General features: G+C 58.6%; 20 protein-coding genes and 4 tRNA genes. 14 read left to right on the forward strand and 10 right to left on the reverse strand.

What is annotated here, in order from left to right; translation table 11 throughout:
• Window positions 1–73 precede the first annotated feature (73 nt).
• The 3 genes from BK658_RS00575 (at window position 74) to BK658_RS30205 (ending at window position 1,873) form a co-directional block, all read left to right on the forward strand.
• Window positions 74–478, forward strand: a complete 405-nt coding sequence (locus BK658_RS00575; RefSeq protein ID WP_054593546.1) for a MarR family winged helix-turn-helix transcriptional regulator — start codon at window positions 74–76, stop codon at window positions 476–478.
• 67 nt (window positions 479–545) lie between these two features.
• Window positions 546–1,754: an MFS transporter gene (locus tag BK658_RS00580; RefSeq protein WP_123580232.1), complete on the forward strand. Its 1,209-nt coding sequence runs from the start codon at window positions 546–548 to the stop codon at window positions 1,752–1,754.
• Window positions 1,751–1,873, forward strand: coding sequence for a hypothetical protein (locus BK658_RS30205; protein ID WP_256585315.1), 123 nt, complete (start codon window positions 1,751–1,753; stop codon window positions 1,871–1,873). Before BK658_RS00580 ends, BK658_RS30205 begins: the two co-directional genes overlap by 4 nt.
• Before the next feature lie 87 nt (window positions 1,874–1,960).
• Here BK658_RS30205 and BK658_RS00585 read toward each other — a convergent pair whose 3' ends face one another.
• From BK658_RS00585 to BK658_RS00595, 3 genes are all read right to left on the reverse strand, one after another.
• Window positions 1,961–3,232, reverse strand: a complete 1,272-nt coding sequence (locus BK658_RS00585; RefSeq protein ID WP_123580234.1) for an OmpP1/FadL family transporter — start codon at window positions 3,230–3,232, stop codon at window positions 1,961–1,963.
• 145 nt (window positions 3,233–3,377) lie between these two features.
• Complete coding sequence (locus tag BK658_RS00590; RefSeq protein WP_019693082.1) at window positions 3,378–3,860, reverse strand: hypothetical protein; 483 nt, start codon at window positions 3,858–3,860, stop codon at window positions 3,378–3,380.
• Between the two features lie 278 nt (window positions 3,861–4,138).
• Entirely contained in the window at window positions 4,139–4,363 is a 225-nt protein-coding gene (locus BK658_RS00595) for a hypothetical protein (RefSeq protein WP_007898912.1), read from the reverse strand.
• 1,017 nt (window positions 4,364–5,380) lie between these two features.
• Between BK658_RS00595 and BK658_RS00605 the strand changes: the two genes are divergently transcribed.
• Window positions 5,381–5,704: a sel1 repeat family protein gene (locus tag BK658_RS00605; RefSeq protein WP_123580236.1), complete on the forward strand. Its 324-nt coding sequence runs from the start codon at window positions 5,381–5,383 to the stop codon at window positions 5,702–5,704.
• Between the two features lie 175 nt (window positions 5,705–5,879).
• The gene (locus tag BK658_RS00610; protein ID WP_162491276.1) at window positions 5,880–7,244 is read left to right on the forward strand and encodes a DNA recombination protein RmuC; all 1,365 of its coding nucleotides are present in this window, start codon (window positions 5,880–5,882) and stop codon (window positions 7,242–7,244) included.
• 66 nt (window positions 7,245–7,310) lie between these two features.
• Here BK658_RS00610 and BK658_RS00615 read toward each other — a convergent pair whose 3' ends face one another.
• Together BK658_RS00615 and BK658_RS00620 are read right to left on the reverse strand one after the other, a co-directional pair.
• A complete protein-coding gene (locus BK658_RS00615; protein WP_123580238.1) occupies window positions 7,311–10,781 on the reverse strand; it encodes a hybrid sensor histidine kinase/response regulator in 3,471 nt (1,156 codons plus the stop codon).
• Window positions 10,782–10,987: 206 nt separating this feature from the next.
• Entirely contained in the window at window positions 10,988–11,527 is a 540-nt protein-coding gene (locus BK658_RS00620) for a TetR/AcrR family transcriptional regulator (protein ID WP_123580240.1), read from the reverse strand.
• A 91-nt stretch (window positions 11,528–11,618) separates the two neighbouring features.
• Between BK658_RS00620 and BK658_RS00625 the strand changes: the two genes are divergently transcribed.
• From BK658_RS00625 to BK658_RS00635, 3 genes are all read left to right on the forward strand, one after another.
• Window positions 11,619–12,815 (forward strand): MFS transporter, encoded by a 1,197-nt coding sequence (locus BK658_RS00625; protein WP_123580375.1) that lies wholly within the window; start codon window positions 11,619–11,621, stop codon window positions 12,813–12,815.
• Window positions 12,816–12,969: 154 nt separating this feature from the next.
• The gene (locus BK658_RS00630) at window positions 12,970–14,121 is read left to right on the forward strand and encodes a TDT family transporter (protein WP_123580242.1); all 1,152 of its coding nucleotides are present in this window, start codon (window positions 12,970–12,972) and stop codon (window positions 14,119–14,121) included.
• Window positions 14,122–14,205: 84 nt separating this feature from the next.
• Window positions 14,206–16,080 (forward strand): MFS transporter, encoded by a 1,875-nt coding sequence (locus BK658_RS00635; RefSeq protein ID WP_123580244.1) that lies wholly within the window; start codon window positions 14,206–14,208, stop codon window positions 16,078–16,080.
• Window positions 16,081–16,187: 107 nt separating this feature from the next.
• On the opposite strand, the gene sugE is transcribed toward BK658_RS00635, so the two are convergent.
• The 3 genes from sugE to rdgC form a co-directional block, all read right to left on the reverse strand.
• Window positions 16,188–16,502 (reverse strand): quaternary ammonium compound efflux SMR transporter SugE, encoded by a 315-nt coding sequence (gene sugE / locus BK658_RS00640; RefSeq protein ID WP_123580246.1) that lies wholly within the window; start codon window positions 16,500–16,502, stop codon window positions 16,188–16,190.
• Window positions 16,503–16,620: 118 nt separating this feature from the next.
• Entirely contained in the window at window positions 16,621–17,586 is a 966-nt protein-coding gene (locus tag BK658_RS00645; protein ID WP_123580248.1) for a bile acid:sodium symporter family protein, read from the reverse strand.
• A 145-nt stretch (window positions 17,587–17,731) separates the two neighbouring features.
• Complete coding sequence (rdgC, locus tag BK658_RS00650; RefSeq protein ID WP_123580250.1) at window positions 17,732–18,652, reverse strand: recombination-associated protein RdgC; 921 nt, start codon at window positions 18,650–18,652, stop codon at window positions 17,732–17,734.
• Between the two features lie 160 nt (window positions 18,653–18,812).
• Here rdgC and BK658_RS00655 point away from each other — a divergent pair.
• The 4 genes from BK658_RS00655 to BK658_RS00670 all read left to right on the forward strand — a co-directional run bounded on the left by BK658_RS00655 (window position 18,813) and on the right by BK658_RS00670 (window position 19,342).
• A tRNA-Val gene (locus tag BK658_RS00655) sits at window positions 18,813–18,888 on the forward strand.
• 19 nt (window positions 18,889–18,907) lie between these two features.
• Window positions 18,908–18,984, forward strand: a tRNA-Asp gene (locus tag BK658_RS00660).
• A gap of 186 nt (window positions 18,985–19,170) precedes the next feature.
• Window positions 19,171–19,246, forward strand: a tRNA-Val gene (locus BK658_RS00665).
• A gap of 19 nt (window positions 19,247–19,265) precedes the next feature.
• Window positions 19,266–19,342 (forward strand) — tRNA-Asp (locus BK658_RS00670).
• A 137-nt stretch (window positions 19,343–19,479) separates the two neighbouring features.
• Here BK658_RS00670 and BK658_RS00675 read toward each other — a convergent pair.
• Window positions 19,480–20,616 carry a catalase family protein gene (locus BK658_RS00675; protein WP_123580252.1) on the reverse strand — a complete coding sequence of 379 codons (1,137 nt, stop codon included), beginning with the start codon at window positions 20,614–20,616 and terminating at the stop codon, window positions 19,480–19,482.
• A 28-nt stretch (window positions 20,617–20,644) separates the two neighbouring features.
• The gene (locus tag BK658_RS00680) at window positions 20,645–22,453 is read right to left on the reverse strand and encodes a di-heme-cytochrome C peroxidase (protein WP_123580377.1); all 1,809 of its coding nucleotides are present in this window, start codon (window positions 22,451–22,453) and stop codon (window positions 20,645–20,647) included.
• Between the two features lie 270 nt (window positions 22,454–22,723).
• On the opposite strand from BK658_RS00680, the gene BK658_RS00685 reads away from it, so the two are divergent.
• On the forward strand, window positions 22,724–23,437 hold the full coding sequence (locus BK658_RS00685) for a BamJ family beta-barrel-assembly machinery protein (protein WP_019693069.1): 714 nt from the start codon (window positions 22,724–22,726) through the stop codon (window positions 23,435–23,437).
• A gap of 293 nt (window positions 23,438–23,730) precedes the next feature.
• Window positions 23,731–24,186: a YkvA family protein gene (locus BK658_RS00690; protein WP_123580254.1), complete on the forward strand. Its 456-nt coding sequence runs from the start codon at window positions 23,731–23,733 to the stop codon at window positions 24,184–24,186.
• Window positions 24,187–24,236 lie beyond the last annotated feature (50 nt).

A 24,236-nucleotide genomic window follows, 5' to 3' on the forward strand; every position in this document is an offset into this window, starting at 1 on the left:
TCAACGTGCGCGCCCTAACGGCCGTTTGATAATCAAACTTGCTTTAACTTTATCGCGGGTATATACACGCACCATGCTAGCCTCTCAATGTTTATGCACCAACCTGCGTCGCGCCGCTCGTGGCGTCAGCAGGCATTACGACGGCGCCCTCGACGGCTTCGGGATCAACGTTGCGCAGTATTCTTTGTTGTGCAATTTGCAGCGCCTCGATCAACCGAGCATTTCCACCCTTGCGGAAGCCATGGGCCTGGATCGCAGTACGCTGGGGCGTAATCTGCGGGTGCTCGAGGGGGAGGGGCTGGTGATGCTGGTCGAGGGTGAAGATCAGCGCAATCGCATCGTGCAACTGACCGAAACCGGGCGTGAACGCCTGGCGGCGGCCTTGCCGGCCTGGGAAGCGGCGCAACAGCGGCTGATTGATCGTCTGGGTGCAGAGAAGCGTGCAACCTTGCTGGCCTTGCTGGATGAACTCGCCTGAGGCGGCGGACTTTTCCGAGCATAAGCCCGAACTTAAGCGGGTATATACCCGCTACCGGAGAATAAGAATGACATCGATGTGGCGTACCAGCGGTTGGGTTCTACTTGGAAGCGCACTGATTCTTGCGCTGTCGCTTGGCGTGAGGCATGGCTTCGGGCTGTTTTTGCCGCCGATGAGCGCGCAGTTCGGCTGGGGGCGGGAAGTGTTCGCCTTCGCCATCGCCCTGCAGAACCTGATCTGGGGGCTGGCGCAGCCATTCACGGGGGCCTTGGCGGACCGTTTCGGCGCGGCGAAAGTGGTGCTGGTCGGTGGCGTTCTGTACGCCGTGGGTTTGGTGTTCATGGGCTTGTCCGATTCGGCCTTGTCGCTGTCGTTGAGCGCTGGCTTGTTGATCGGTCTTGGTCTGTCCGGTACTTCGTTCTCGGTGATTCTTGGCGTGGTAGGGCGTGCCTTGCCGCCGGAGAAACGCAGCATGGGCATGGGCGTCGCCAGTGCTGTCGGTTCCTTCGGCCAGTTCGCCATGTTACCGGGCACGCTGGGGTTGATCGGCTGGCTTGGTTGGTCAACCGCGCTGCTGGTGTTGGGAATGCTAGTGGCACTGATTGTGCCGCTGGTCAGCATGCTCAAGGACAAACCGCTGCCCGTGCTCGGTCATGAGCAAACCCTGTCCGAGGCACTGCGCGAGGCGTGTTCGCACTCGGGCTTCTGGCTGTTGGCGTTCGGCTTTTTTGTCTGTGGTTTCCAGGTGGTGTTTATCGGCGTGCATTTGCCGGCCTATCTGGTCGACCAGCATCTGCCTGCCAGCGTTGGTACCACGGTGCTGGCGTTGATTGGCCTGTTCAATATCTTCGGTACTTACACCGCCGGCTGGCTCGGCGGGCGCATGTCCAAACCGCGTCTGTTGACGGGGCTTTACCTGCTGCGTGCGGTGGTGATTAGTCTGTTCATATGGGCTCCTGTGACGCAAACCTCAGCTTATCTATTCGGCATGGCCATGGGGTTTCTCTGGTTGTCGACAGTGCCTTTGACCAACGGCACGGTAGCGACGCTGTTTGGTGTACGAAACCTCTCTATGCTCGGTGGTATCGTTTTCCTCTTTCACCAGTTGGGCTCGTTCCTTGGCGGCTGGTTGGGTGGGGTGGTTTATGACCGAACAGGAAACTATGACTTGATCTGGCAGGTGGCGATTCTCCTCAGTCTGTTGGCGGCAGTCTTGAACTGGCCTGTACGCGAGCGTCCCGTGGCACGGTTGCAAGCTCAGGTGAGTGCGGCATGAGCAGGATCGCAGCCTGGTTCGCCGCTGTCGGTGCTGGCGCGCTGTTGTTGGCGCTGGCCTGGTGGGGCTGGCATCAGGGAGGGTTGGCACTGATGCAACTCGGTATGGGTGCTTGCTGAGTCAGCGCCCACTAAAAAGCCCCGCCTCTGTGCAAGAGAGCGGGGCTTTTTCAATTCAGCCGGTGGGCTGTTCAGGCTCGCCGTGAATCAGAAGCGGTAGGTCGCGCCGACGCCAAAACCGTTGGCGCTGTTTTCGTACTTGGCGCTGTAACTGTCTACTGCGTTGGAGTGATTCACCGTGACAGCTTCTTCCTTGAGGTAGGAGTAGGCGACGTCGATGGTCAGATCATCGGTGACGTTGTAGCCAGCACCAAGGCTGAAGATTGTGCGGTCACCGGTAGGAATGCGTGGCGAACGGTCAGTATTGTTGGTGGGCGACTGGTCAAAGGTCAGGCCAGTGCGCAATACCCATTGCTTGTTCAGCTGGTAGGAAGTACCGATGGCATAGGCCCAGGTATTGTGCCAGTTCTGCTCTTCCGTAATGGTGCCGAACAGGGCTGGGGACAATACACCGCCCTGTGCCGCAGTGACGCCTTCGTTATTGACGGTGATGTCTTTCAGGCGGCTCCAGCGGGTCCAGGTGGAACCTGCATACACGGTCCACGCATCCGTCAGCTGCTGCGTTACGGAGAAGTCGACCGATTCAGGCGTTTCGATTTTCAGCGAAGCGTCGTACCGATTGCTTTGCAGGAAGGCGGAAGGAGCATTGGCGCCTGCGGTGATATCGGTATGACCTTCGAGCTTGTATTTCACTTTCGAGTGATAGGTCAGGCCGACGCGAGTCGTGTCGGTGGCTTGTACCAGAACACCGAAGTTGTAGCCCAGAGCGGTATCGTCCCCTTTGATCTTGACGTGGGTATCGCCAAAAAGAGGTACATCCGACTCGAGAGTGCCGCCAATACGGTTAATGGTCGGGCCGAAGCCGATCGATACTCTGTCGTTAAAGGCATAGCTGACGGTAGGTTGGAAGGTCACAACCTTGACTTCACTCTTGCTGCCGAAGCCGCCACCCTGGAAGCCACTTTCATAGTTGGTAATCAGACCAAAAGGTGCATAGACACCGAGGCCGAATGCCCAGTGATCATCGATCGGCTTGACGTAATAGCCCATCGGAACGGCTGTGAATGGCACCATGTCGCCCTTGTTGGTACCCGGATGGGCGCCATGGGCGTCTTTGATATCGCTCGAAGCATCGATAGCTGCCAGTCCGCCAGTGACTTCCTGGCGCTTGATCCGCGACATGCCGGCAGGGTTGCCAAATACAGTACTTGCATCCTCGGCGGACGAAGAGCGTCCCGCATAACCAGTCCCCATCCCGCTGATGCTCTGTTCGTTGAGGGCAAAGCCACTTGCGAAAATCTGGGTGGATGCCAAGGCAACGGCGAGGCTAAGGGTGGTTTTGAGCATTACTTTTTTCATTATTAGAACTCCTGGTGATCACCGGAGCGAAAATTACCAACATTTTCGTTTCAGCGCTATAGGCTGTATGGCTTGAGATAGAGCGCTTTTGTAGGACAATCAGACCAAATTCGTGTCTATATGCACGATCTTGCAAATTGCCCGGTTAACAGGCGATCTGATTCAGCGGTGATACACAGGTTTGCCAGGCGCAGGTGAAGTCACGCAGGCGACCCTGCGGCTGGAAAGTCTGGCGCCAGATTCGGGCCATGCCCAGCAGATCATCGGCTTCGGGGAGCGGGGTATTCTGTTCTTCTATTAATAGCCAGGCGATGGCGGTGGCGTAACGCAGGTTGACGGTCAGTTCGAGGTGCGGGCCGCTGAGAAATGCATGCTGGCTGGCGAGGCCGCGAACCAGGCTGGCGCGTTCCGGGTCCAGCGCCAGGTAGTGATCCCAAAGCGCCTGGTGACGAGGTTCGGCAATCCGGTACAGGCCATGCCCGCGGCGGTCATGCAGGGCGGAGCCAAGAGCGGACTGACTGGCTGCAACACCCAGTAGCAGGGATTCGGCAATCGTGCTGTGGCGTCCGAGGTAAATCAATGTCGGACGGATCACATAACGGCACAGTTCGCTGGCGGCGATACCCATAAAGCCCTCGAAACGTGAAGTGGGCGGCGATTCCTGACTGATGGGGCTTGGCAGCGGTGGATCGACTCAGGATCGCCGGAAGCGGATCAAGCCGCTTGAGTTGAAGTGTAGTGTCATATTCGTGCCGTAAAGGCCTGTTTTTAAAATATTTCCGGCACCGAGTTATAACCGTTATATCGCTTGGTGCTTAAGCCGGTACTGCGAGTGGAGAAATATCAGGCAATAAAAAGCCCTGCTTTTTAGGCAGGGCTTTTGTAGTTTTCAGCCTTTCTGGTGTTTCAGGCAACCAGTGCCTGACGGGTACGCTCGATCACGGCCTGCAGCGGCTCGGCGCTGGAGTATTGATCGGGGTACAGGCGTTCGCTGTGACGAGCGATGCCGTGTTCATTGACCAGAGTGAAGCTGAAGCAGCCTTTGCGAGCAGCCATGATCAGGCAGTTCATTGGAGCAAAAGCGTTGGTTAGGGTGCGGATGGCATCCTGAGTGTGGATTTGAGTAGACATGGTTATTGGGTGTTCCTACAAATGACACGGATAAGAACCGTGCAACGTTAAAACGTTCCAGTAACGACGATCACCATTGATCGAACGAAGAACCCGACTGGAACAAAGCAGCCAGTTGAAGCGCTATGATTTTTGCGCGCTTGGGCCGGCAGGTAGGTACTTAGGAGGGCAGGCAACACATCAAGGGCAAAGGTTCTGGGCCCGGGGTGAAGATCCTGATCAATTTGCAGGTTGGTTCGGTCAGAGTAAGTGAGCTTCGCAACACCCTTTGCTTTTGATTCAAAGGCAGTGTTGTCGCAAGCATTACCTGGAAACCATCGAGGTGGTCGGTCCCGTGATGTCGGTAGAGGCTTCTCTTTAGGGAAGGTATACCGCAGGAGTTGTTCGACCAGAATTGACTTTCAGCTTGGTACTAACGCCGCGGATAGTAACGGATTGAATTCGAGAAAGGAAGTGTGTTAGGCAAAAAACTTTTACTCATGATTGCGTCGCTCGGTTCCTGGCGGGAATGCTCCATGCCTGGAGCATCTGCCGTCGCGGGTAAAACGTCGCGGCAACAGTAAAGCACACAATTGGGTCGCCGGGTGTCCAGTGGCATGAGCCATCACCTCGCTTGAAACGCAGGTACAGTGAGGCTCGTAGTGACTGATTGACTGCAAAACGCACGAAAAAAGGGCGGTGATATAACCACCTTGAAGGGACTTGTGCACATTAGTTGCGTGGGCTGTCACCCGGTTGTCATTTCACCTTCAAGTGCAGTGGGTGCCTGTAATGGGAATTTAAGTCAATGAAAAACATCGCTTTTTTTTACTGGTGAAAAAATCGTCAGTTTGACTGCGAGCCCCATTCCACAGGGCTTCTGGCGAGTTCAGGGTGGGTTGTCCACTGAGTTATCCACAGCTTCTGTGGATTGTCCCAAGCGCTTGCTCTAGGACGGGCGTGCAGGCTTTTTTCGACTTTACCCGTACGAAAAAAAGAGTAGAGTGGCGCGCCTTCCGATTCGTCCCGCAGTGCTTTATGAAGTTTCGCTCAGTACCAACCTCTGTTACCTCCATCACCTCAGGTGTCACTCCACCCAAGCGCTTTTCGATTCGAGTCGCCGAATGGTTGCTCGACAGCCCACGCCTGGGCAATAACCCCAACATCAAACATTTCGCCGGGCGTTTGCTCAAGGCTCCAGCCCGTGAAGGGGTGGTGGCTGCGCAAAGTCGTCTGGGGCTATTGATGTGCCGCGAATGCGACAATGCCCGGGATCGGCGCATTGGCCAGGAGCTGCTGCGCCAGGCGGCGCGTGCCGGCGACCGGCGTGCCCGGCAGGAACTCGGTCAGATCGAAGACTGAGCTGTCCAAGCCCCGACGGCTTGGTTAACCTTCGCGCTTTAATTCATCGGCAGGAGTCGTCATGGCTATGGACGTGACCAGTGTGTTGCTCGGTCTGGCGGGTGCTGCGCTACCGTTATTGATGCTGGCGTGGCAGCTACAGCGGCGCCTGAGCACCGCGCAGTCCGAGCTGTCGCTGCTTGAAGAGCGCTTGGGTACTGCACAACTGGCGCAGGACGGTCTTAATGCGCAACTCGATGCCTGCCGTGATGAAATCAGCGACCTGAGCCAGGCCAATGCCGCCAAGCAAGCCGATCTGGCTGCGGTACGCCGTGAAGTCGAGCTGTTACAGATCGAGCGCGACAACGCTCGTGATGCGGCCCATGCCTGGAACCTGGAGCGCAGCAGTAAAGAGGCCGAGCTGCGGCGGCTGGACGCTCAGGCCGCTTCGTTGAATGCCGAACTGCGTGAGCAGCAGGAAAGCCATCAGCAACGCCTGAGCGACCTGCAAGGCTCGCGGGATGAGTTGCGGGCGCAGTTCGCCGAGCTCGCCGGGAAAATCTTCGATGAGCGTGAGCAGCGCTTTGCCGAAACCAGCCAGCAGCGTTTGGGTCAATTGCTCGACCCACTGAAAGAGCGCATTCAATCCTTCGAAAAACGCGTCGAGGAAAGTTATCAGGCGGAAGCCCGCGAGCGCTTCTCGCTAGCCAAGGAACTGGAGCGTCTGCAACAGCTGAACCTGCGCTTGAGCGACGAGGCGACCAACCTCACGCGAGCACTCAAGGGACAGAAAACCCAAGGCAACTGGGGCGAGTTGATTCTCGAGCGAGTGCTGGAGCACGCGGGCCTGGAGAAGGGCCGCGAGTACCAGACTCAAGTCAGCCTAAAGGGGCCGGATGGCGAGCGCTTCCAGCCTGACGTGCTGATTTATCTGCCGGGCGACAAGCAAGTGGTGGTCGACTCCAAGGTCAGCCTGACGGCCTATCAGCAATACGTGGCGGCTGACGACGACGCGATTGGCCAGGCGGCGCTGAAACAGCATGTGCTGTCGTTGCGTAATCACGTCAAGGGCTTGTCCGACAAAGACTATAAGCGCCTGGACGGTCTGCACAGCCTGGATTTCGTATTGCTTTTCGTGCCCATCGAGGCGGCTTTTTCCGCGGCATTGCAGGCCGAGCCGAATCTGTTTCAGGAAGCGTTCGATCGCCATATCGTTATCGTCAGCCCGACCACCTTGCTGGCCACGTTGCGGGTCATCGACAGTCTGTGGAAGCAAGAGCGCCAGAGCCAGAACGCCCGGGAAATCGCCGAGCGTGCAGGCTGGCTGTACGACAAGTTCGTGCTGTTTATTCAGGATCTGGACGAGGTGGGCAATCGCTTGCAGCAATTGGATAAAGCCTACAGCGCCGCACGCAACAAACTGACGGAAGGCCGCGGCAATCTGGTCAGTCGCAGCGAGCAGCTCAAGTTGCTCGGCGCGCGGGCCAGCAAGAGCTTGCCGGCCGATCTGCTGGAGCGGGCGATGACCGATGTCGATGGGTTGGCCGAGCTGCCGGAATGAATCAAAAGATTGCAGCCTGATTCAGATGTGAGCTGCTGCAGGCTGCAATCTTTCCCGTATCCACCATCACAACGGCAAATGCCGACTCAACAATGCCCGCAATGCCGCCGGTTTCACCGGTTTCGGCAGGTATTCCAGGCCTGCTGCATGCACTTGGGCGACCATCTCCGGTCGTCCGTCAGCACTGATCACCACGCCAGGTACCGGCTCGCCGAGTTGGGAGCGTAGCCAGGCCATGAGTTCGGTACCGGTTTCGCCATGGTCAAGGTGGTAATCCACCAATGCCAGTTGCGGGCGCATACCATCGCTGAGCAGGGCGACGCACTCATCGCGATTGCGCGCGGTATACACCTGGCAACCCCAGCGCGAGAGCAGGCTGTTCATGCCGATCAGAATGCTGTCTTCGTTATCGATACACAGCACCTGCGCGCCTGTTGGCAGCCGGCCATTGAGTTTGGCAGATGTACCGGGCGCACCGGTTTGAGCGTGGGCCAGTGGCACGCTGACGCTGAACACACTGCCTTTACCTGGCCAGGAGCGGACTTGCAGTTGATGACCCAGCACCCGGCACAAGCCGTCGGCAATCGCCAGGCCCAGGCCCAGACCTTTTTCGGCGCGGGTCTGGTGGCTGTCGAGGCGCTTGAACTCCTCGAAGATCACTTGGCGTTTGTCTTCGGGAATCCCCGGGCCACGGTCCCAGACCTCCAGGCACAGCTGATCGCCCTTGTGTCGTACGCCCAGCAGCACGGGACCTTTGGCGTAGCGGAAGGCGTTGGTCAGGAAGTTTTGCAGAATCCGCCGCAGCAATTTGATATCGCTGTCGACCCGTAGGCGACTGCCGCGCAGGCGAAATTTCAGCCCTTGCTCCTGCGCCAGCGCCTTGAATTCGGCACCGAGGGTGTCGAACAAATCATTCAGTACAAATGGCTTGCGATCCGGGTTGATCTTGCCGTTTTCCAAGCGCGAGATGTCGAGCAGGTCGCTGATCAAGTCCTCGGCCGAGCGTAGCGAACTGTCCAGATGCTGCACCAGTTGCCGGGTCTCGTGGGAGAGATCGTCGTTCTGGTGGGAGAGGGCGGCCGAGAACAGCCGCGCGGCGTTCAATGGCTGCATCAGGTCGTGGCTGACGGCTGCAAGGAAACGGGTTTTCGACTGGTTGGCCGCCTCGGCGGTACCTTTGGCTTCGGTCAGCGCGATGTTCAACTGCGACAGTTCATGGGTGCGCTCGGCGACGCGTCGCTCCAGGCCCTCGTTGGCCTCGGTCAGCGCCTGCTCGGCTTCGCGAAACGCGGTGATGTCGGTGAAACTCATGACAAACCCGCCACCTGGCATTGGATTGCCGATCAGCTCGATCACCCGACCGTTGGGGAACAAGCGCTCCGAGGTATGGGCGCGCCCCTGGCGCATCCAGTGCAGGCGCCGGGCAACGTGGACTTCCGCCTCGCCGGGGCCGCACAGGCCGCGTTCGGCGTTATAACGAATGATGTCGGCAATCGGCCGGCCGACGCTGATCAGCCCGTCCGGGTAGTTGAACAGTTCAAGATAGCGACGGTTCCAGGCCACCAGCTTCAGCGACTGGTCGACCACGCTGATGCCTTGGGTGATGTTCTCGATCGCGCCTTGCAGCAAGGCGCGGTTGAATTGCAGCACTTCCGAGGCTTCGTCGGCGATTCGCACCACGTCCTCGAGCTGCATTTCCCGACCTTCAATAGCAGCTTTTACGACGGCACGGGTCGATGACGCCCCCAGTACACCGGCGAGCAAGCGTTCGGTGTGAGCGATCCATTCACCGTCGGCATTCTGATTCGGGTTGAAGCCTTTGCCTTGGCGGTAGGCGAAGCGAATGAAGCTCTGGCGTGCCCGTTCTTCGCCGACAAAACGCGCTGCGAGTTGCAGCAGATCGTCGATTTGCACCGCCAGCATCGAGCGCGCGCTCGGCCGAGTGCTGATCTCCTGGCCAATGAAGCGCCCGGCCTGCCAGTGTTCCGAGACCCGTGTACGGGACAACACCGACACCCAGGCGAACAAGGTGAAGTTACCGGCCAGCGATAACACCACGCCTTGAGTCAGTGGGGAAATCGGCAGGTTCAGCGGATTGCCGTGCAGCCAGCCCAGCCCTGGGAAGCTGTGCAGCGACCAGCCCAGGCTGTTGGCGGCGATCGGCAGAATCAACGTGTAGAACCAGAGAAAAGTCCCGGCGGCGAGACCGGCGAATACCCCGCGGCGGTTGGCCTGTTTCCAGTACAGTGCGCCGAGCATCGCGGGCGCCAGTTGGGTCACGGCGGCAAATGCGATCTGCCCGATGGTGGCCAGGCTAGCGGTCGAACCGAGCAGGCGATAGGAAACATAGGCCAGCAGCAGAATCGCGACGATGCTCACCCGACGCACCGATAGCATCCAGTAGCGGAACACCTCGAACGGCCGTTCGGCATTTTTCCGGCGTAGCAGCCATGGCAGCAACATGTCGTTGGAGACCATGGTCGACAGCGCCACGCTGGCAACGATCACCATGCCGGTGGCGGCCGATGCGCCACCGATAAACGCCAGGAGAGCCAGTGCCGGATGGGCCTGGGCCAGTGGCAGGCTGATCACGAAGGAGTCGGGCAGTACCGAGCTTGGCAGCATCATTTGCCCGGCCAGTGCGATCGGCACCACGAACAGTGCGGCCAATCCCAGATAAGCCGGGAATACCCATTTCGCCAGGCGCAAATCCTGCGGTTCGATGTTCTCCACCACGGTCACATGGAACTGTCGGGGCAGGCAGATGATCGCCATCATCGCCACGCCGGTCTGCACCACCATCGATGGCCAATTGACGGTTTCTTTCCAGTATTCCTCCAGGCGTGGTGCGAGCATGGCCTGATCGAACAGGTCGTTGAAGCCATCGTACAAACCATACGTGACGAAGGCGCCGACGGCGAGGAAGGCGAGCAGCTTTACCAGCGCTTCGAAGGCAATCGCCAGCACCATGCCACGGTGGTGCTCAGTGGCATCGAGGTTGCGGGTGCCGAAGACGATGGTGAACAGCGCCAGAACCAGCGACACAATCAGCGCTGTGTCCAGGGCTCGGGTGCCCATGGCATCCGGGCCTGCACCGATCAACAGGTTGACCCCCAGGACGATGCCTTTAAGCTGCAAGGCGATGTAGGGCAATACGCCCACCAGGCAGATCAGCGCCACCACCACCGCCAGCGATTGCGACTTGCCGTAGCGGGCGGCGATGAAGTCGGCAATCGAGGTGATGTTTTCCTGTTTGCTGATCATCACCATTTTTTGCAGGACCCACGGCGCGAACACCAGCAGCAGTATCGGCCCCAGATAAATTGGCAAAAACGACCAGAGTTGTTCGGCGGCTTGACCGACGGCGCCAAAGAACGTCCAACTGGTGCAGTAGACCGCCAGCGACAGGCTGTACACCCAGGCACGCATACGCGGCGGCAGCGGTGCGCTGCGCCGGTCACCATAAAAGGCGATGGCGAACATGACGGCCATATAGGCCAGGGCGACGGCGGCAATCAGCCCGCTGGACAGCGACATGGTAACTCCAGGCATAAAGACACCCGGGACGCAAACCCGGTCTGACAGTTTCGCACGACCACTTCGGTTAGTCAGTGTCGACCAAGGTCGTGGCGCGGCGGGGTGTCGCAGGGTAGCTGCGGTGGATCGTAATCCCCCGTAGGAGCTGCCGCAGGCTGCGATCTTTTGATTTTAAAAAGCGAAAAGATCGCAGCCTGCGGCAGCTCCTACGGGGCTAACGCGATGTCGATCAACCGATGCAACTCTTCAACCTCAAGCGCCGCTGACGCGAACAGAATGCGGAACACCGTCGGCGCCACCACCATGTTGATCAATCGGTCGACACCAGGCTTCGGCTCATTCGGATAACGGTCCAGTATCGTCTGCAACTGCCCGCTGATAATGCTCACGCAATACCCCGGTGTGGCGCTCGATTGCACGTCGCGCATCATGTTGCGGCCGGGCTCCGAGCTCATCTCGTCCAGATACTGCTCGGCCCAGGCGCGCAGATCGCCACGCAGGCTGCCGGTGTTGGCCGGTTCGCTGTCAGGGCGCATGCGTACCAGTGCGACGTCGGCCAGCAGTGCCGACAAGTCACCCCAACGTCGGTAGATCGTCGACGGCGTAACGCCTGCGCGGGCAGCGATTTGCGGCACGGTCACGCTTGAACGCTCCTGCTCTTCGAGGAGTTCGCGGACTGCCGAATGAATCGACTCTTGCACCCGAGCACTACGACCGCCCGGGCGTAAACCTTCTTTAATAGCCATGCGCCGAACCTTAACACAAAGAGTTTGCTTTAAGCCGAAGCCAGGAGCACACTCCACAAAAGCAAAAAGTTAGCTTTTGTGGGGTGTGCTCATGTCCAGTTCTGTCTCAAACCGTTCCAGCCTGGTGTTCCTGGCGATCACCTTACTGAGTTTTCTCGCCGCTTCCAGCGCGCCAACACCGCTTTATCACCTGTACCAGCAAGCGCTGCAATTTTCTCCGGCGACTCTGACGCTGATTTTCGGGGTGTATGCCTTGAGCCTGCTGGCGGCGCTGCTGACGGTCGGCTCGTTGTCGGATCATCTGGGACGCAAGCCGGTAATTTTCGCTGCATTGCTGCTGGATATGCTGGCGATGTTGCTGTTTATCAATGCCGACAGTGTGGCCTGGCTGATTGCTGCGCGGGTGCTTCAGGGGTTTGCCACCGGCATGGCCACCAGCGTACTCGGTGCGGCGTTGCTCGATACTGACCGGCAGCAAGGCCCGCTGGTGAACAGCGTTGCGCCGCTTCTGGGTATGGCGTGTGGCGCATTGGGCAGTGGATTGCTGGCGGAGTACGCGCCGCAACCGTTGCAGTTGGCCTACTGGATTCTGTTTGGGCTGTTCCTGCTGCAAGCCCTGTACGTCTGGCGTCTGCCAGAAAGTGTCAGTCGACTACCCGGTGCCTGGGCGTCGCTGCGCCCGACCTTGCATGTGCCGCCACAGGCACGACGGGCGCTGTGGCTGGCGCTGCCGGTGAATGTGGCGGTCTGGGCGGTGGGCGGCTTCTTCCTGTCACTGGCGCCATCGCTGGTTCGTACGGCGACCGGCTCGACTTCGAACCTGATCGGCGGGGGCTTGGTGGCCGTGTTGACGGTCAGTGGCGCGTTGATGATCTTCTCGTTGCGCCATCGCCCGGCAGACAAAGTCCTGCGTTTGGGCGCGAGCTTGTTGGCGATCGGCATTGCGCTGATTCTGACTGCGGTGCACAGCGCCAGCCTGCCGCTGTTTTTCTTCGCCACTCTGGTGGCCGGCAGTGGTTTTGGTGCCGGCTTTCTCGGTGCCTTGCGCAGCGTGGTGCCGCTGGCCTTGCCCCATGAGCGCGCGGGGTTGATGTCGGCGTTCTACGTACTGAGTTACCTGGCGTTTTGCCTGCCGTCGCTATTGGCAGGCAACCTGACCCGGACCTTCGGCCTGATCGCCACCACCGATGGCTATGGCGCGGTATTGATCGTGCTGTCGTTGGGGGCGTTGCTGGGGTTGATGCGTCAGCGGCCGGCCAAGCTCTGTGGGGTAGCGGATAATTCTTAACGCGACAGAGGCGTTCCCTGGCGGAGTGATACGAGCAGCAGTGTTTAATACGTATATCTATAAAGCAGATAACAGTTAGAGAAATTACCCGTTATATAGATATTCGATTCGGTTCTACCATGAGCTCTACCTCACCCGAGGACAGGAGTTCACGATGCAATGCCCCAACAGCAACAAAACCGCTAACCGGCCTTTGAGCCATTTACAGCACCCTCGCGAAGCGATTCGTCAGTTCACCCCGAACTGGTTCGCCGCGACCATGGGCACCGGGGTCCTGGCCCTGGCGCTTGCCCAATTGCCGGTGTCGATTCCTGGCCTGCATGCCTTCGCCGAAGGCTTGTGGATGTTCAATATTTTCCTGTTTCTGCTGTTCAGCGGATTGTACGCCGCACGCTGGGCGTTTTTCTTCGATGAAGCGCGGAGGATATTCGGCCACTCCACGGTTTCGATGTTTTTCGGCACCATTCCCATGGGCCTGGCGACCATCATCAATGGCTTCCTGCTGTTCGGCCTGCCGCGTTGGGGGGAGGGCGTTGTGCACCTGGCCGAGGTGTTGTGGTGGCTGGATGTCGCCATGTCGCTGGCCTGCGGCATATTGATCCCGTACATGATGTTCACCCGCCAGGAACACAGCATCGACCAGATGACCGCTGTCTGGCTACTGCCGGTGGTGGCCGCGGAAGTCGCGGCGGCCAGCGGTGGTTTGCTTGCGCCGCACCTGGCAGACGCCCACTCGCAACTGGTGGTGCTGGTGACCAGCTATGTGTTGTGGGCGTTCTCGCTGCCGGTGGCGTTCAGCATCCTGACCATCCTGTTGCTGCGCATGGCCCTGCATAAACTGCCCCACGAAAACATGGCCGCATCGAGCTGGCTGGCGCTGGGGCCGATCGGCACCGGGGCGCTGGGCATGTTGTTGTTGGGTAGCGACGCACCGGCGATTTTCGCCGCCAACGGCTTGCCGGGTATCGGTGAAATTGCCGCCGGGCTGGGCCTGGTCGCAGGCATCACATTGTGGGGCTTCGGCTTGTGGTGGATGTTGATGGCGGTGCTGATCACCCTGCGTTACCTGCGTGGCGGGATTCCCTTCAACCTCGGCTGGTGGGGTTTTACCTTCCCGCTGGGCGTCTACTCGCTGGCCACGCTGAAGCTGGCAAGCACCTTGAACCTGACTTTTTTCAGCCTCTTCGGCAGCGTATTGGTGGTCGCATTGGCGATCATGTGGCTGATCGTCTCCAAGCGCACCGTTCAAGGCGCCTGGCGCGGTGAGTTGTTTGTTTCGCCGTGTATTGCCGGATTAGCGAAATAATTCGCAAAGTTTAGGTAAGGTTGTGGCCTGGATCGCTGTACGACACTCCAATAAGAGCATCCAAGCCACACAGGGACATGGAAGATGAGCCACCCTTCGCAGTTCACCTTGCTTCGCAAGCGGCGGTTTCTGCCGTTTTTTGTTACGCAGTCACTCGGGGCGTTCAACGACAACATCTTCAAGCAGTCGTTGATCCTCGCCATTTTGTACAAGCTGACCATCGAGGGTGACCGTTCGATCTGGGTCAACCTGTGTGCGTTGCTGTTCATCCTGCCGTTCTTTCTGTTCTCGGCGCTGGCCGGGCAGTTCGGTGAAAAGTTCGCCAAGGACGCGTTGATTCGTCTGATCAAGCTCGGTGAAATCGCGATCATGGCGGTCGGCGCAGTCGGGTTCCTGTTCGATCACTTGTCGCTGATGCTGGTGGCGCTATTCGCCATGGGCACTCACTCGGCGCTGTTCGGTCCGGTGAAGTACTCGATCCTGCCGCAGGCCCTGCATGAAGAAGAGCTGGTGGGCGGTAACGGTCTGGTGGAAATGGGCACCTTCCTGGCGATTCTGGCCGGGACCATTGGCGCCGGGATCATGATGTCGTCCAGTCACTACGCACCGATCGTCTCCACGGCGATCATCGGTGTCGCGGTGCTGGGTTATCTGGCCAGCCGCGGTATTCCGCGCGCTGCGGCGTCGACCCCTGAGCTACGGCTGAACTGGAACATCTTCAGCCAGTCCTGGGCGACTCTGCGTCTGGGGCTGGGGCAAACACCTGCAGTATCGCGCTCGATTGTCGGCAACTCGTGGTTCTGGTTTGTCGGGGCGATTTACCTGACGCAGATTCCGGCTTACGCCAAAGAGTGGATGCACGGCGACGAGACCGTGGTGACGCTGATTCTGACGGTGTTCTCAGTCGGTATCGCGTTGGGTTCGATGCTCTGCGAGAAACTCTCCGGACGCAAAGTCGAGATCGGTCTGGTGCCGTTTGGCTCCTTTGGGCTGACAGTGTTTGGCTTACTGCTCTGGTGGAGCTCCGGGGGTATTCCGCAAAGCGTTCAAGGTCACGGCTGGATCGAAGTGCTCGGCTTCGCCCATACGTGGTGGGTGCTATTCGATATTCTCGGGCTGGGGGTTTTCGGTGGTTTCTACATTGTGCCGTTGTACGCGTTGATTCAGTCGCGCACTGCCGAAAACGAGCGGGCGCGGGTGATCGCGGCCAACAACATCCTCAACGCACTGTTCATGGTGGTTTCGGCGATTGTCTCGATTGTGCTGCTGAGCTTCGCCAAGCTGTCGATTCCCCAGCTGTTTCTGGTGGTGTCGCTGCTGAACATCGGGGTAAATGCCTACATTTTCAGCATCGTGCCCGAGTTCAGCATGCGTTTCATGATCTGGCTGCTCAGCCATTCCATGTACCGCGTGCAGCACCGCAACCTTGAGCTGATTCCTGATGAAGGCGCAGCGTTGCTGGTCTGCAACCACGTGTCGTTCGTCGATGCCTTGCTGATTGGTGGTGCAGTGCGTCGGCCGATTCGCTTTGTGATGTATTACAAGATCTACAACTTGCCGGTGCTGAACTTCATCTTCCGCACGGCGGGGACCATTCCGATTGCCGGGCGCCAGGAAGATATCGAGATTTACGAAAAGGCCTTCAAGCGAATCGCCCGGTACCTGAAGGATGGTGAGCTGGTGTGCATCTTCCCCGAAGGCAAGTTGACCGCCGATGGCGAGATCAATGAGTTCAAGGGCGGGCTGACGCGGATATTGGAAGAAACGCCGGTGCCGGTGATTCCATTGGCCTTGCAGGGGTTGTGGGGCAGCTTCTTCAGTCGCGATCCGGACAAGGGCTTCTTCCACCGCCTCTGGTCGCGAGTGACTGTGGTGGCCGGACCGGCGGTGGCGGTAGAGGTCGCACAGCCGGAGCAGCTTCAAGCGCTGGTCGGCGAGTTGCGTGGCACCGTTAGATAGTTGATGTTTTGGCCGGCCTCATCGCGAGCAGGCTCGCTCCCACACTTGATCTGTGAACGACACAGAACCAATGTGGGAGCGAGCCTGCTCGCGATGGCGGTAGAGGCCTAAGTGCTGACTTTGAGCCCAACCAACCCGGCGATGATCAGCGCGACACTGGCCAGGCGGAACAGCGCCATGGATTCACCAAACAGGATGATCCCGGCGATGACCGTACCCACCGCGCCAACGCCAGTCCAGATCGCGTAGGCAGTGCCCAACGGCAGATCCTTCATGGCCAGACCCAGCAGACCCAGGCTGATTACCATGGCGCCGACAGTCAGGACGGTGGGAAGAGGGCGGCTGAAACCGTCGGTGTATTTCAGGCCAACGGCCCAGCCGACTTCAAACAGGCCAGCGAAAAACAGAATGATCCAAGGCATGAAGACCTCCATCGATTGACGGGGTCGTCCCCAGATTAATAACTCGATCGAGCCGCGAGGTCGTCCTCGCGATGCGCAGTATAGTGCCCACTATTAACCTGAGGATCAAGTTACAGGGTCAGTCGGTTGCTTGTTGGGCGGCCAGTTCGCGGTCCTGTTTCTCGCTCATCCGACGGAAATACGTCGAGAGCAAGGCCCCGGAAATGTTGTGCCAAACGCTGAACAGCGCGCTCGGCACCGCCGCCAGTGGCGAGAAGTGGGCACTGGCCAGCGCCGCGCCGAGACCGGAGTTCTGCATGCCGACTTCCAGGGCCAGGGATTTGCGTTGCGCCAGCGGCAGTTTGAACACGCGTCCGGTGAAGTAGCCCAGCAGGAAGCCAAAGCTGTTATGCAGCATCACCACAGCCATGATCAGCAGGCCGGACTCGGCAATCTTTGCCTGACTCGCCGCGACAACGGCGGCGACGATGATCACGATGCTCACCACCGAAACCAGCGGCAGGACCTCTACCGCGTGGCACACCCGATCCCCCAGCAAGCGTTGGGCGACCACGCCGAGCACGATTGGCAGTAACACCACTTGCAGGATCGACCAGAACAGTTCCATGAACGATACCGGCAACCAGGCCGAGGCCAGTAACCAGATCAGAGCGGGCGTCAGCACCGGAGCGAGCAGGGTGGTGACGGCGGCAATCGCTACCGACAGCGCCAAGTCACCGCGGGCCAGCCAGGTCATCACGTTCGACGAGGTGCCGCTTGGGCAGCAACCGACCAGAATCACCCCGACAGCGATTTCCGGTGGCAGGTGAAACGCCTGGCAGAGCAACCATGCCACGCCGGGCATGATCACGAAATGTGCGACCACGCCCAGTGCCACGCGCCACGGATGACGGGCCACTTCAGCGAAATCTTCAAGTTTGAGGGTCAGGCCCATGCCGAACATCACCAGCCCCAGCAACGGCACGATCGCACCTTTCAAGCCGATGAACCACGCCGGTTGCAGGAAGGCCACCACGGCGAAGATCAAGACCCAGTAAGCGAAAGTGTTGCCGACAAAGCGACTCAGTGCTGCCAGTGCACGCATGACCTGTTCCTTGTTATTAAGTAGCACCACAAAGCCACTGTGGGAGCGAGCTTGCTCGCGATGAGGGACTGACATTCAACAATGATGTTGACTGACACTCCGCTATCGCGAGCAAGCTCGCTCCCACAGTAGATATCACAAGCCTTTAGATCCCTTGCGGAGTCTCTTCGCCGCCCAACGCCTCAACCAGCGCCGGGAGGAATTCGCCGAAGGTCATCATCATCAGCGTGAAGCTGGCGTCGAGCTGGCCGAGGGCTTCATCGCCACCGTCCTGTTCTGCCTGATCCTGCAGCAGGTCTTCGAACTTCAGGCGCTTGACCACCATCTTGTCGTCGAGGACGAACGACAGTTTGTCTTGCCAGGCCAGGGACAGCTGAGTGACCACTTTACCGGTGCTCAGGTGCAACTGGATTTCTTCGCTGGTCAGGTCCTGACGCTTGCAACGGACGATGCCGCCGTCTTCGTGGGTATCGCGCAGTTCGCATTCATCCAGTACGAAGAAGTCGTCGGCGGCTTTCTGGGTGGTGACCCACTCAGTCATGGTAGCGGTCGGGGACATTTTTACAGTCAGCGGACGTACCGGCAGCGTGCCGATCACTTCACGCAGAGTGGAAAGCAGGTCTTCGGCGCGTTTCGGACTGGCGGAGTTGACCAGGATCAGCCCCTGTTTCGGTGCGATGGCGGCAAAGGTCGACGAGCGACGGATAAAGGCGCGCGGCAGGAACGCCTGGATGATTTCATCCTTGATCTGATCACGTTCCTTCTTATAGACCTTGCGCATTTGCTCGGCTTCGATCTCTTCGACCTTTTCCTTGACTGCGTCGCGTACGACGCTGCCTGGCAGAATGCGTTCTTCCTTGCGTGCGGCGATCAGCAGGAAGTCTCCGCTGACATGTACCAGGGGTGCATCTTCGCCTTTGCCAAACGGCGCGACGAAACCGTAGGTGGTCAACTCCTGGCTTGCACATGGACGCGCCAGTTTGGTGGCCAGTGCAGTTTCCAGCGCCTCAGCATCAAAAGGCAGATCTTGGGTCAGGCGATAGATAAGCAGGTTTTTGAACCACATGGGGTGAGTCTCTCCTTTATACAAAGGGGGGCATTATTCTCCGCGCAGCGTCATAGGCCAACCCTCAGCTAAGCCTTTGGAAGGCCTGAAAAAATTATTTTAAAAAGTGCTTGCCAGAGGTGGGGCTGCTCCGTAGAATGCGCGCCACACCGAACGTGAAGGGTGATTAGCTCAGCTGGGAGAGCGTCTGCCTTACAAGCAGAATGTCGGCGGTTCGATCCCGTCATCACCCACCATTCGCATTCAGTGTTACGCGCAGCGGTAGTTCAGTCGGTTAGAATACCGGCCTGTCACGCCGGGGGTCGCGGGTTCGAGTCCCGTCCGCTGCGCCATATTCGGTAACCTGGAACACTGGACGCCAGGTCACCACAGAAAGCCCGCTAACGCGGGCTTTTTGCTGTAAGAGTTCCATGCGATGTGCACTGTTTCATTGAAATTCAGCTTTTTTAATATTTTTCTTAATTAAATCAGCACGTTATGAATTTTTGTGGCACAATGCGCCCCGCAACGAAGGTAAAGGGTGATTAGCTCAGCTGGGAGAGCGTCTGCCTTACAAGCAGAATGTCGGCGGTTCGATCCCGTCATCACCCACCACTTACTTTCAACGCTACGCGCAGCGGTAGTTCAGTCGGTTAGAATACCGGCCTGTCACGCCGGGGGTCGCGGGTTCGAGTCCCGTCCGCTGCGCCATATTCGGTAACCTGGAACGCTGAACGCCAGGTCGCCACAGAAAGCCCGCTTAATGCGGGCTTTTTGCTGTCTGGGGTTTTATCAAGTCATGGTCCCCGATAGAAAAGCGACCTCGGGTCGCTTTTTTCGTTTATGGGTTACTGCTCGGCATTGCGCGTGTGCCGGTAATCACTGACCGCTTCGTACACCGCTTTGCGTAGCCGATTGATACCGCCGATAGGGCGATGAGCTTCCAGGCCAAACCAGGGGTTGAAGGACTGGTTATCACATTGCAGGTTCAGTGCTGGTGTGTCGAAGTCCTGAGCGGGGATCTGGATCCGCGCCACGGTTTCGAACGGCGCATCGCTTTCACGCCATTCGATGCTGGTGTCTTCAATCGGCATGTACCTGGTCGGGTCCTGGCGCTGGATCTGTAAGACAAAACACGCGGGTACCCGGTCCGTCGACAGCTGTTGATTCAGTGCACTGCGCAAAAAGTTTGGCAGCGCTTGATTCTGTTCAGGGAGGGTGTAGTCGGGGCAGCTGCCAGGGTCTGGCGCAACGCGGAACTTGGCATTGGCCGTACCGAATTTATACGGCGAGACGGAAAAATAAGTGCTCTGGATCGGGCTGGCCGGGGCTGGCGCCAGGGTCGCCAAGGCAATGAACAGGTGGCGAACCTGCCAGCTACGCGGATCCCAACTCGGAAAGAACGCCATGACCTGCTTGCCATCGGCCTGGGCTGCGACGTTCTGACGGTACTCGGCGACATTGCTGACGAAGAAATTCGGATGGCTGAACATCACGAAGTCCTGCTCACTACGGTTCTGCTGATCCTTGAGTAGCTGTGTTCCTGGTACATCAAGCAATTTGATCGCCATGCCTCGGGCATCGCGAACGCTGTCGAATTGCGGATAGGCGTTACCGTTGGACAGTCGCAAGATGGCTTGCCAGGTCTTGCCGGCTTCACTAAAGACACCTTGACGCAGTTCAGGCGCCAGGTCGGCCAGCACTTGCACCTCGGCCTTTACGCAGCCATGCGCCTTGGCGTGGGCATCGCGCAGGAAGCGAGTGTTTTCGCGGTGCTGGTCGACGATGCGCACGGCGGTCTGGATGATGTCCCGGGTCATTGCCGCTTCACCCGTCGGAATCTGTTCTTTGGCAGAGACCGGGCCGCTGTGATGCCAGGCGAACCAGGCCGTCGCCACCGCCCAGCCCAGCAAGCCGAGAGCCAACAGGAGCAGCAGGGTCTTGCCGAGCAATACGCCGACGCGCAGCCAAAGCGTGATCAACATGCACGAGTCCTTTGGGCAGAGGTGATGGTCATGGTAGTTGCGATTCCAAGGGGCCGCCGAGCACCTTCAGGTATTCCAGTAGTGCCCAGCGCTCTTGTGGTTGCAGCAGGCGGCCGATGACCCCGTTGCCTCGTTCGCCTGCACGAAATTCGTGACCACTGTTGTGGTTGCCGGTGATTCGCGTGTCGAACTCAAAACCGTTGCAGAAGGCTTCAGTGCGATAACCCAGGTGCTGCGGGTCGTATTCGAGCGTTCCTTTATAGAAAGTGATTGCGCGCTCATCCTGCGGGGAGAGCAGTTGGTAGATGTTCGGTACCGAACCGTTATGCAGGAACGGTGCGGTCGCCCAGGCACCTGCCAGCGGTCGGGCCTTGTAGGCGCGTAGTTCACGAACGCCAATCGGAAGGCCGAATCCATCCATGCCGGGGCGCTCTTCAGGCGTGACGTTGGCATCACGGTAAGCGCGGTTCTCGACGAAGGCCGTAACGTAGGCCAGTCCTTTGGCAACCGAGAGTTTGCTCAGGTCCAGTGGCCCGGTAGGTGAAGGGTGCAGTTTGACGTCCAGTTTCGCCAGTTCGGCCATGTCCCATTTGAGCGGGCTCAGGTCGAAACGGTGGTCGGCGATGTTGTTGGCGGCCCCCGGGTCGGTGCCAATAATGTCCACCGGCAACATTTTCAATTTCTGCTCAGCTCGAGCATTGGTCACTGTCACGTTCGGCACATGGCAACTGGCGCAGTTTTCGGCGAACAGCGTGCGGCCCTTGGCGGCCAGTGGTTTGTCGATGCTGCCGAGCAATGCTTCGGGCCAGGTCGGAGGTTTGAGTCGCTTCAGGGTTTCTTCGATCAGATGCAGGTCGCGTACTCGCACGCTGGAAGGGTAGCGATCATCGCCCTTGAGCGGCTGGCCGGCGGCGTCGAAGAAGTTCAGCGTCGCACCGACGCCCAGGGCTTCACCGATGTTGCGCGCCATGGGTTGCTGGGCTGAGCCGTTCCATTGCACCCAGTCGAAGCTCCAGATATCCCACAACTGCGGATAGTCCACCGGGGCATTGGCCACTCGGTAGTTGTTCGGCGAAATAGCGTCGCCGAAGCTGGCATTGGCGATACGGCCGAAAGCGTCGGTACGGCCGGGGCCTTCTTCGGTGGGATAAAGTCCGCGGTGGGTGTCATTCCAGGCCGCGCGCAGGAAGGTATCCAGCGACGTTTTGAAGTCCTCGCGCAGTTGTGAGTGCTGGGCGTCATAGTCCTGGCCCAGCACGTTGCGTGCGAAGCGTTCGAATTTCCAGGGGGTGTAGTAGGTCGAGGCGAGACTTGCGACCAATGCCTGACCGAAACTGCCGCCGCGCAGAGTGGGGACACTGGAAGGCAATACGTGCTGTGCCGAGCCACCGTCGATGCGTATTGCCTGGCCTTTAAAGCGCAGCTCGCCGGTGTGGCAGGCAGCGCAGGTAACATCCAGAAACTCTTCTTTACTGCCTGGATTCTGATGACGGGCGAAACCGACGGGCAGGTTGCCTGGGTTGTTTGGCGTGGCTTTTTGGGCCGGATCTACCAGAAAACCAAACCGTGCCAGGTATTCGGGCGCGGCAAAACGTTGCTCCGAGAACGGTAGTTCAAGTGCTGTGAACCAGTTGTAGCGCAGGCCTTTGACCTGTGTGCCCTGTGGTGTGAAGTAGTAGGTCTGGCGGTCGGCGGCGTCCCATTGCTCGAGGTAGTTCACCTGCTCGACTGGCGTATAGGCCGGTAGCTTTGGGTTGGCGACGTAATACAGGACCACCGCCAGAGCGACTGCCAGCAGGGTGATTATCAGCAACAGCACACGGATCAAGAGGCGCAAGTTAAACATCCTTGTCGATTTATAGCCTTGTTATGCCTTAGCTCCGGGTACGCGGCAAGTGGCCATTACGCCAGACGCTGTAGGAACCGGCGCTTATTGCGCTGAGAAGAAGCTGACAGAAGCTTCATGACCAGTGCTCGCAAAATGCGTTAAAAGACCTGAACTTATCGGAGCTTTCCTGCTCTCATGCCGGTAGCCATTGGTCGTGGCGGCCTGATAAGCTCGCGGCTTTATTCGATTGCCCTTTAGGCGCATGAACAAGGAAATAGCATGAAACAGCATCGGTTGGCGGCGGCGGTGGCCCTGGTTAGCCTGGTACTTGCGGGTTGTGACTCGCAGACCAGCGTCGAGCTGAAAACCCCGGCGCAAAAAGCTTCCTACGGTATTGGCCTGAACATGGGCAAGAGCCTGGCTCAGGAAGGCATGGATGACCTGGATTCCAAAGCGGTAGCCCAAGGCATCGAAGATGCCGTTGGCAAGAAAGAACAGAAACTGAAGGATGACGAACTGGTCGAAGCTTTCGCTGCGCTGCAAAAGCGCGCTGAAGAGCGTCTGGCCAAAATGAGCGAAGAGTCGGCAGCTGCCGGCAAGAAATTCCTCGAAGACAACGCGAAGAAGCCGGGTGTCGTTACCACGGCTTCGGGCCTGCAGTACGAAGTGGTCAAGAAAGCCGATGGCCCACAGCCTAAGCCGACTGACGTGGTGACTGTCCACTACACTGGCAAGCTGACCAACGGCACCGTATTCGACAGCTCCGTCGAGCGCGGCAGCCCGATTGATCTGCCGGTTAGCGGCGTGATCCCGGGTTGGGTTGAAGGTCTGCAACTGATGCACGTCGGCGAGAAGTACAAACTGTACATCCCTAGCGATCTGGCCTACGGCGCACAAAGCCCTAGCCCGGCAATCCCGGCCAACTCGGTGCTGGTATTCGACCTGGAACTGCTGGCGATCAAAGATCCGGCAAAACAAGACGCCGCCAAGTAATCAGCGTCTGCCATAAAAACAACGCCCCGTTCATGCGGGGCGTTGTTGCATCTGGCGTCCGGTGGTCGACAATTCAAGCGAACGGACGCGGTAGAGTAGAGTCACAGCATTGAAGGTGTCGCAGCTAAACGCTGTAGGTTGCCAAGTCAATGAAATATTGGGTTTTTTTATGTGAGTAAAAAACGCCCGATCTGAGCTTAGCCCTTGTAGGACGTGGCCTTCAGGCGTGAAAAGCGGCTCTGTTCACAAGGTTATCCACAATTTGTGTGGATAACATTTCAGCGGGAGAAATGATGAAAGCACCTTGGAACTTCGCTCGATTTCTACCCTTGGCGGGAAGGTTGCTCAGTCGTGGGCGATTACCGGCCCTGTTGTTTGCCGTAGCCAGAAAAGGGGCGAGCCAGGGTAACCGTTTGGGCAAGCTTAAAGATGACCTGCGATTGCTGCAGGCATTGTGCCTGGCGTACTGGCGCGGTGAGTATCGGGACATCAGTCGCAAATCGATGCTGATAGTGGTGGCGGGGCTGATGTACTTCCTCAGCCCGCTCGACGCGATCCCGGATTTCATCCCGGTATTTGGCATGCTCGATGACATCGCCGTGCTGGCCTGGGTCATGAAAACCCTCGATGACGAACTGAACGCTTTCCGTGCCTGGCGCGACCGTCAGAGTCCAGAAAAGCTTGCGGTCGTGGAGCGCTTGCCCGATACGCCGGAGCAATTACAACTGCAAGGCCCGAAAAAAAACTGAGTTGAATCAGGTTCACCCACAGATTGATCGCCCCTCGCGACCTTATCGGC

The organism is Pseudomonas brassicacearum, assembly GCF_003732175.1.
Classification (GTDB): Bacteria; Pseudomonadota; Gammaproteobacteria; order Pseudomonadales; family Pseudomonadaceae; genus Aquipseudomonas; species Aquipseudomonas brassicacearum_G.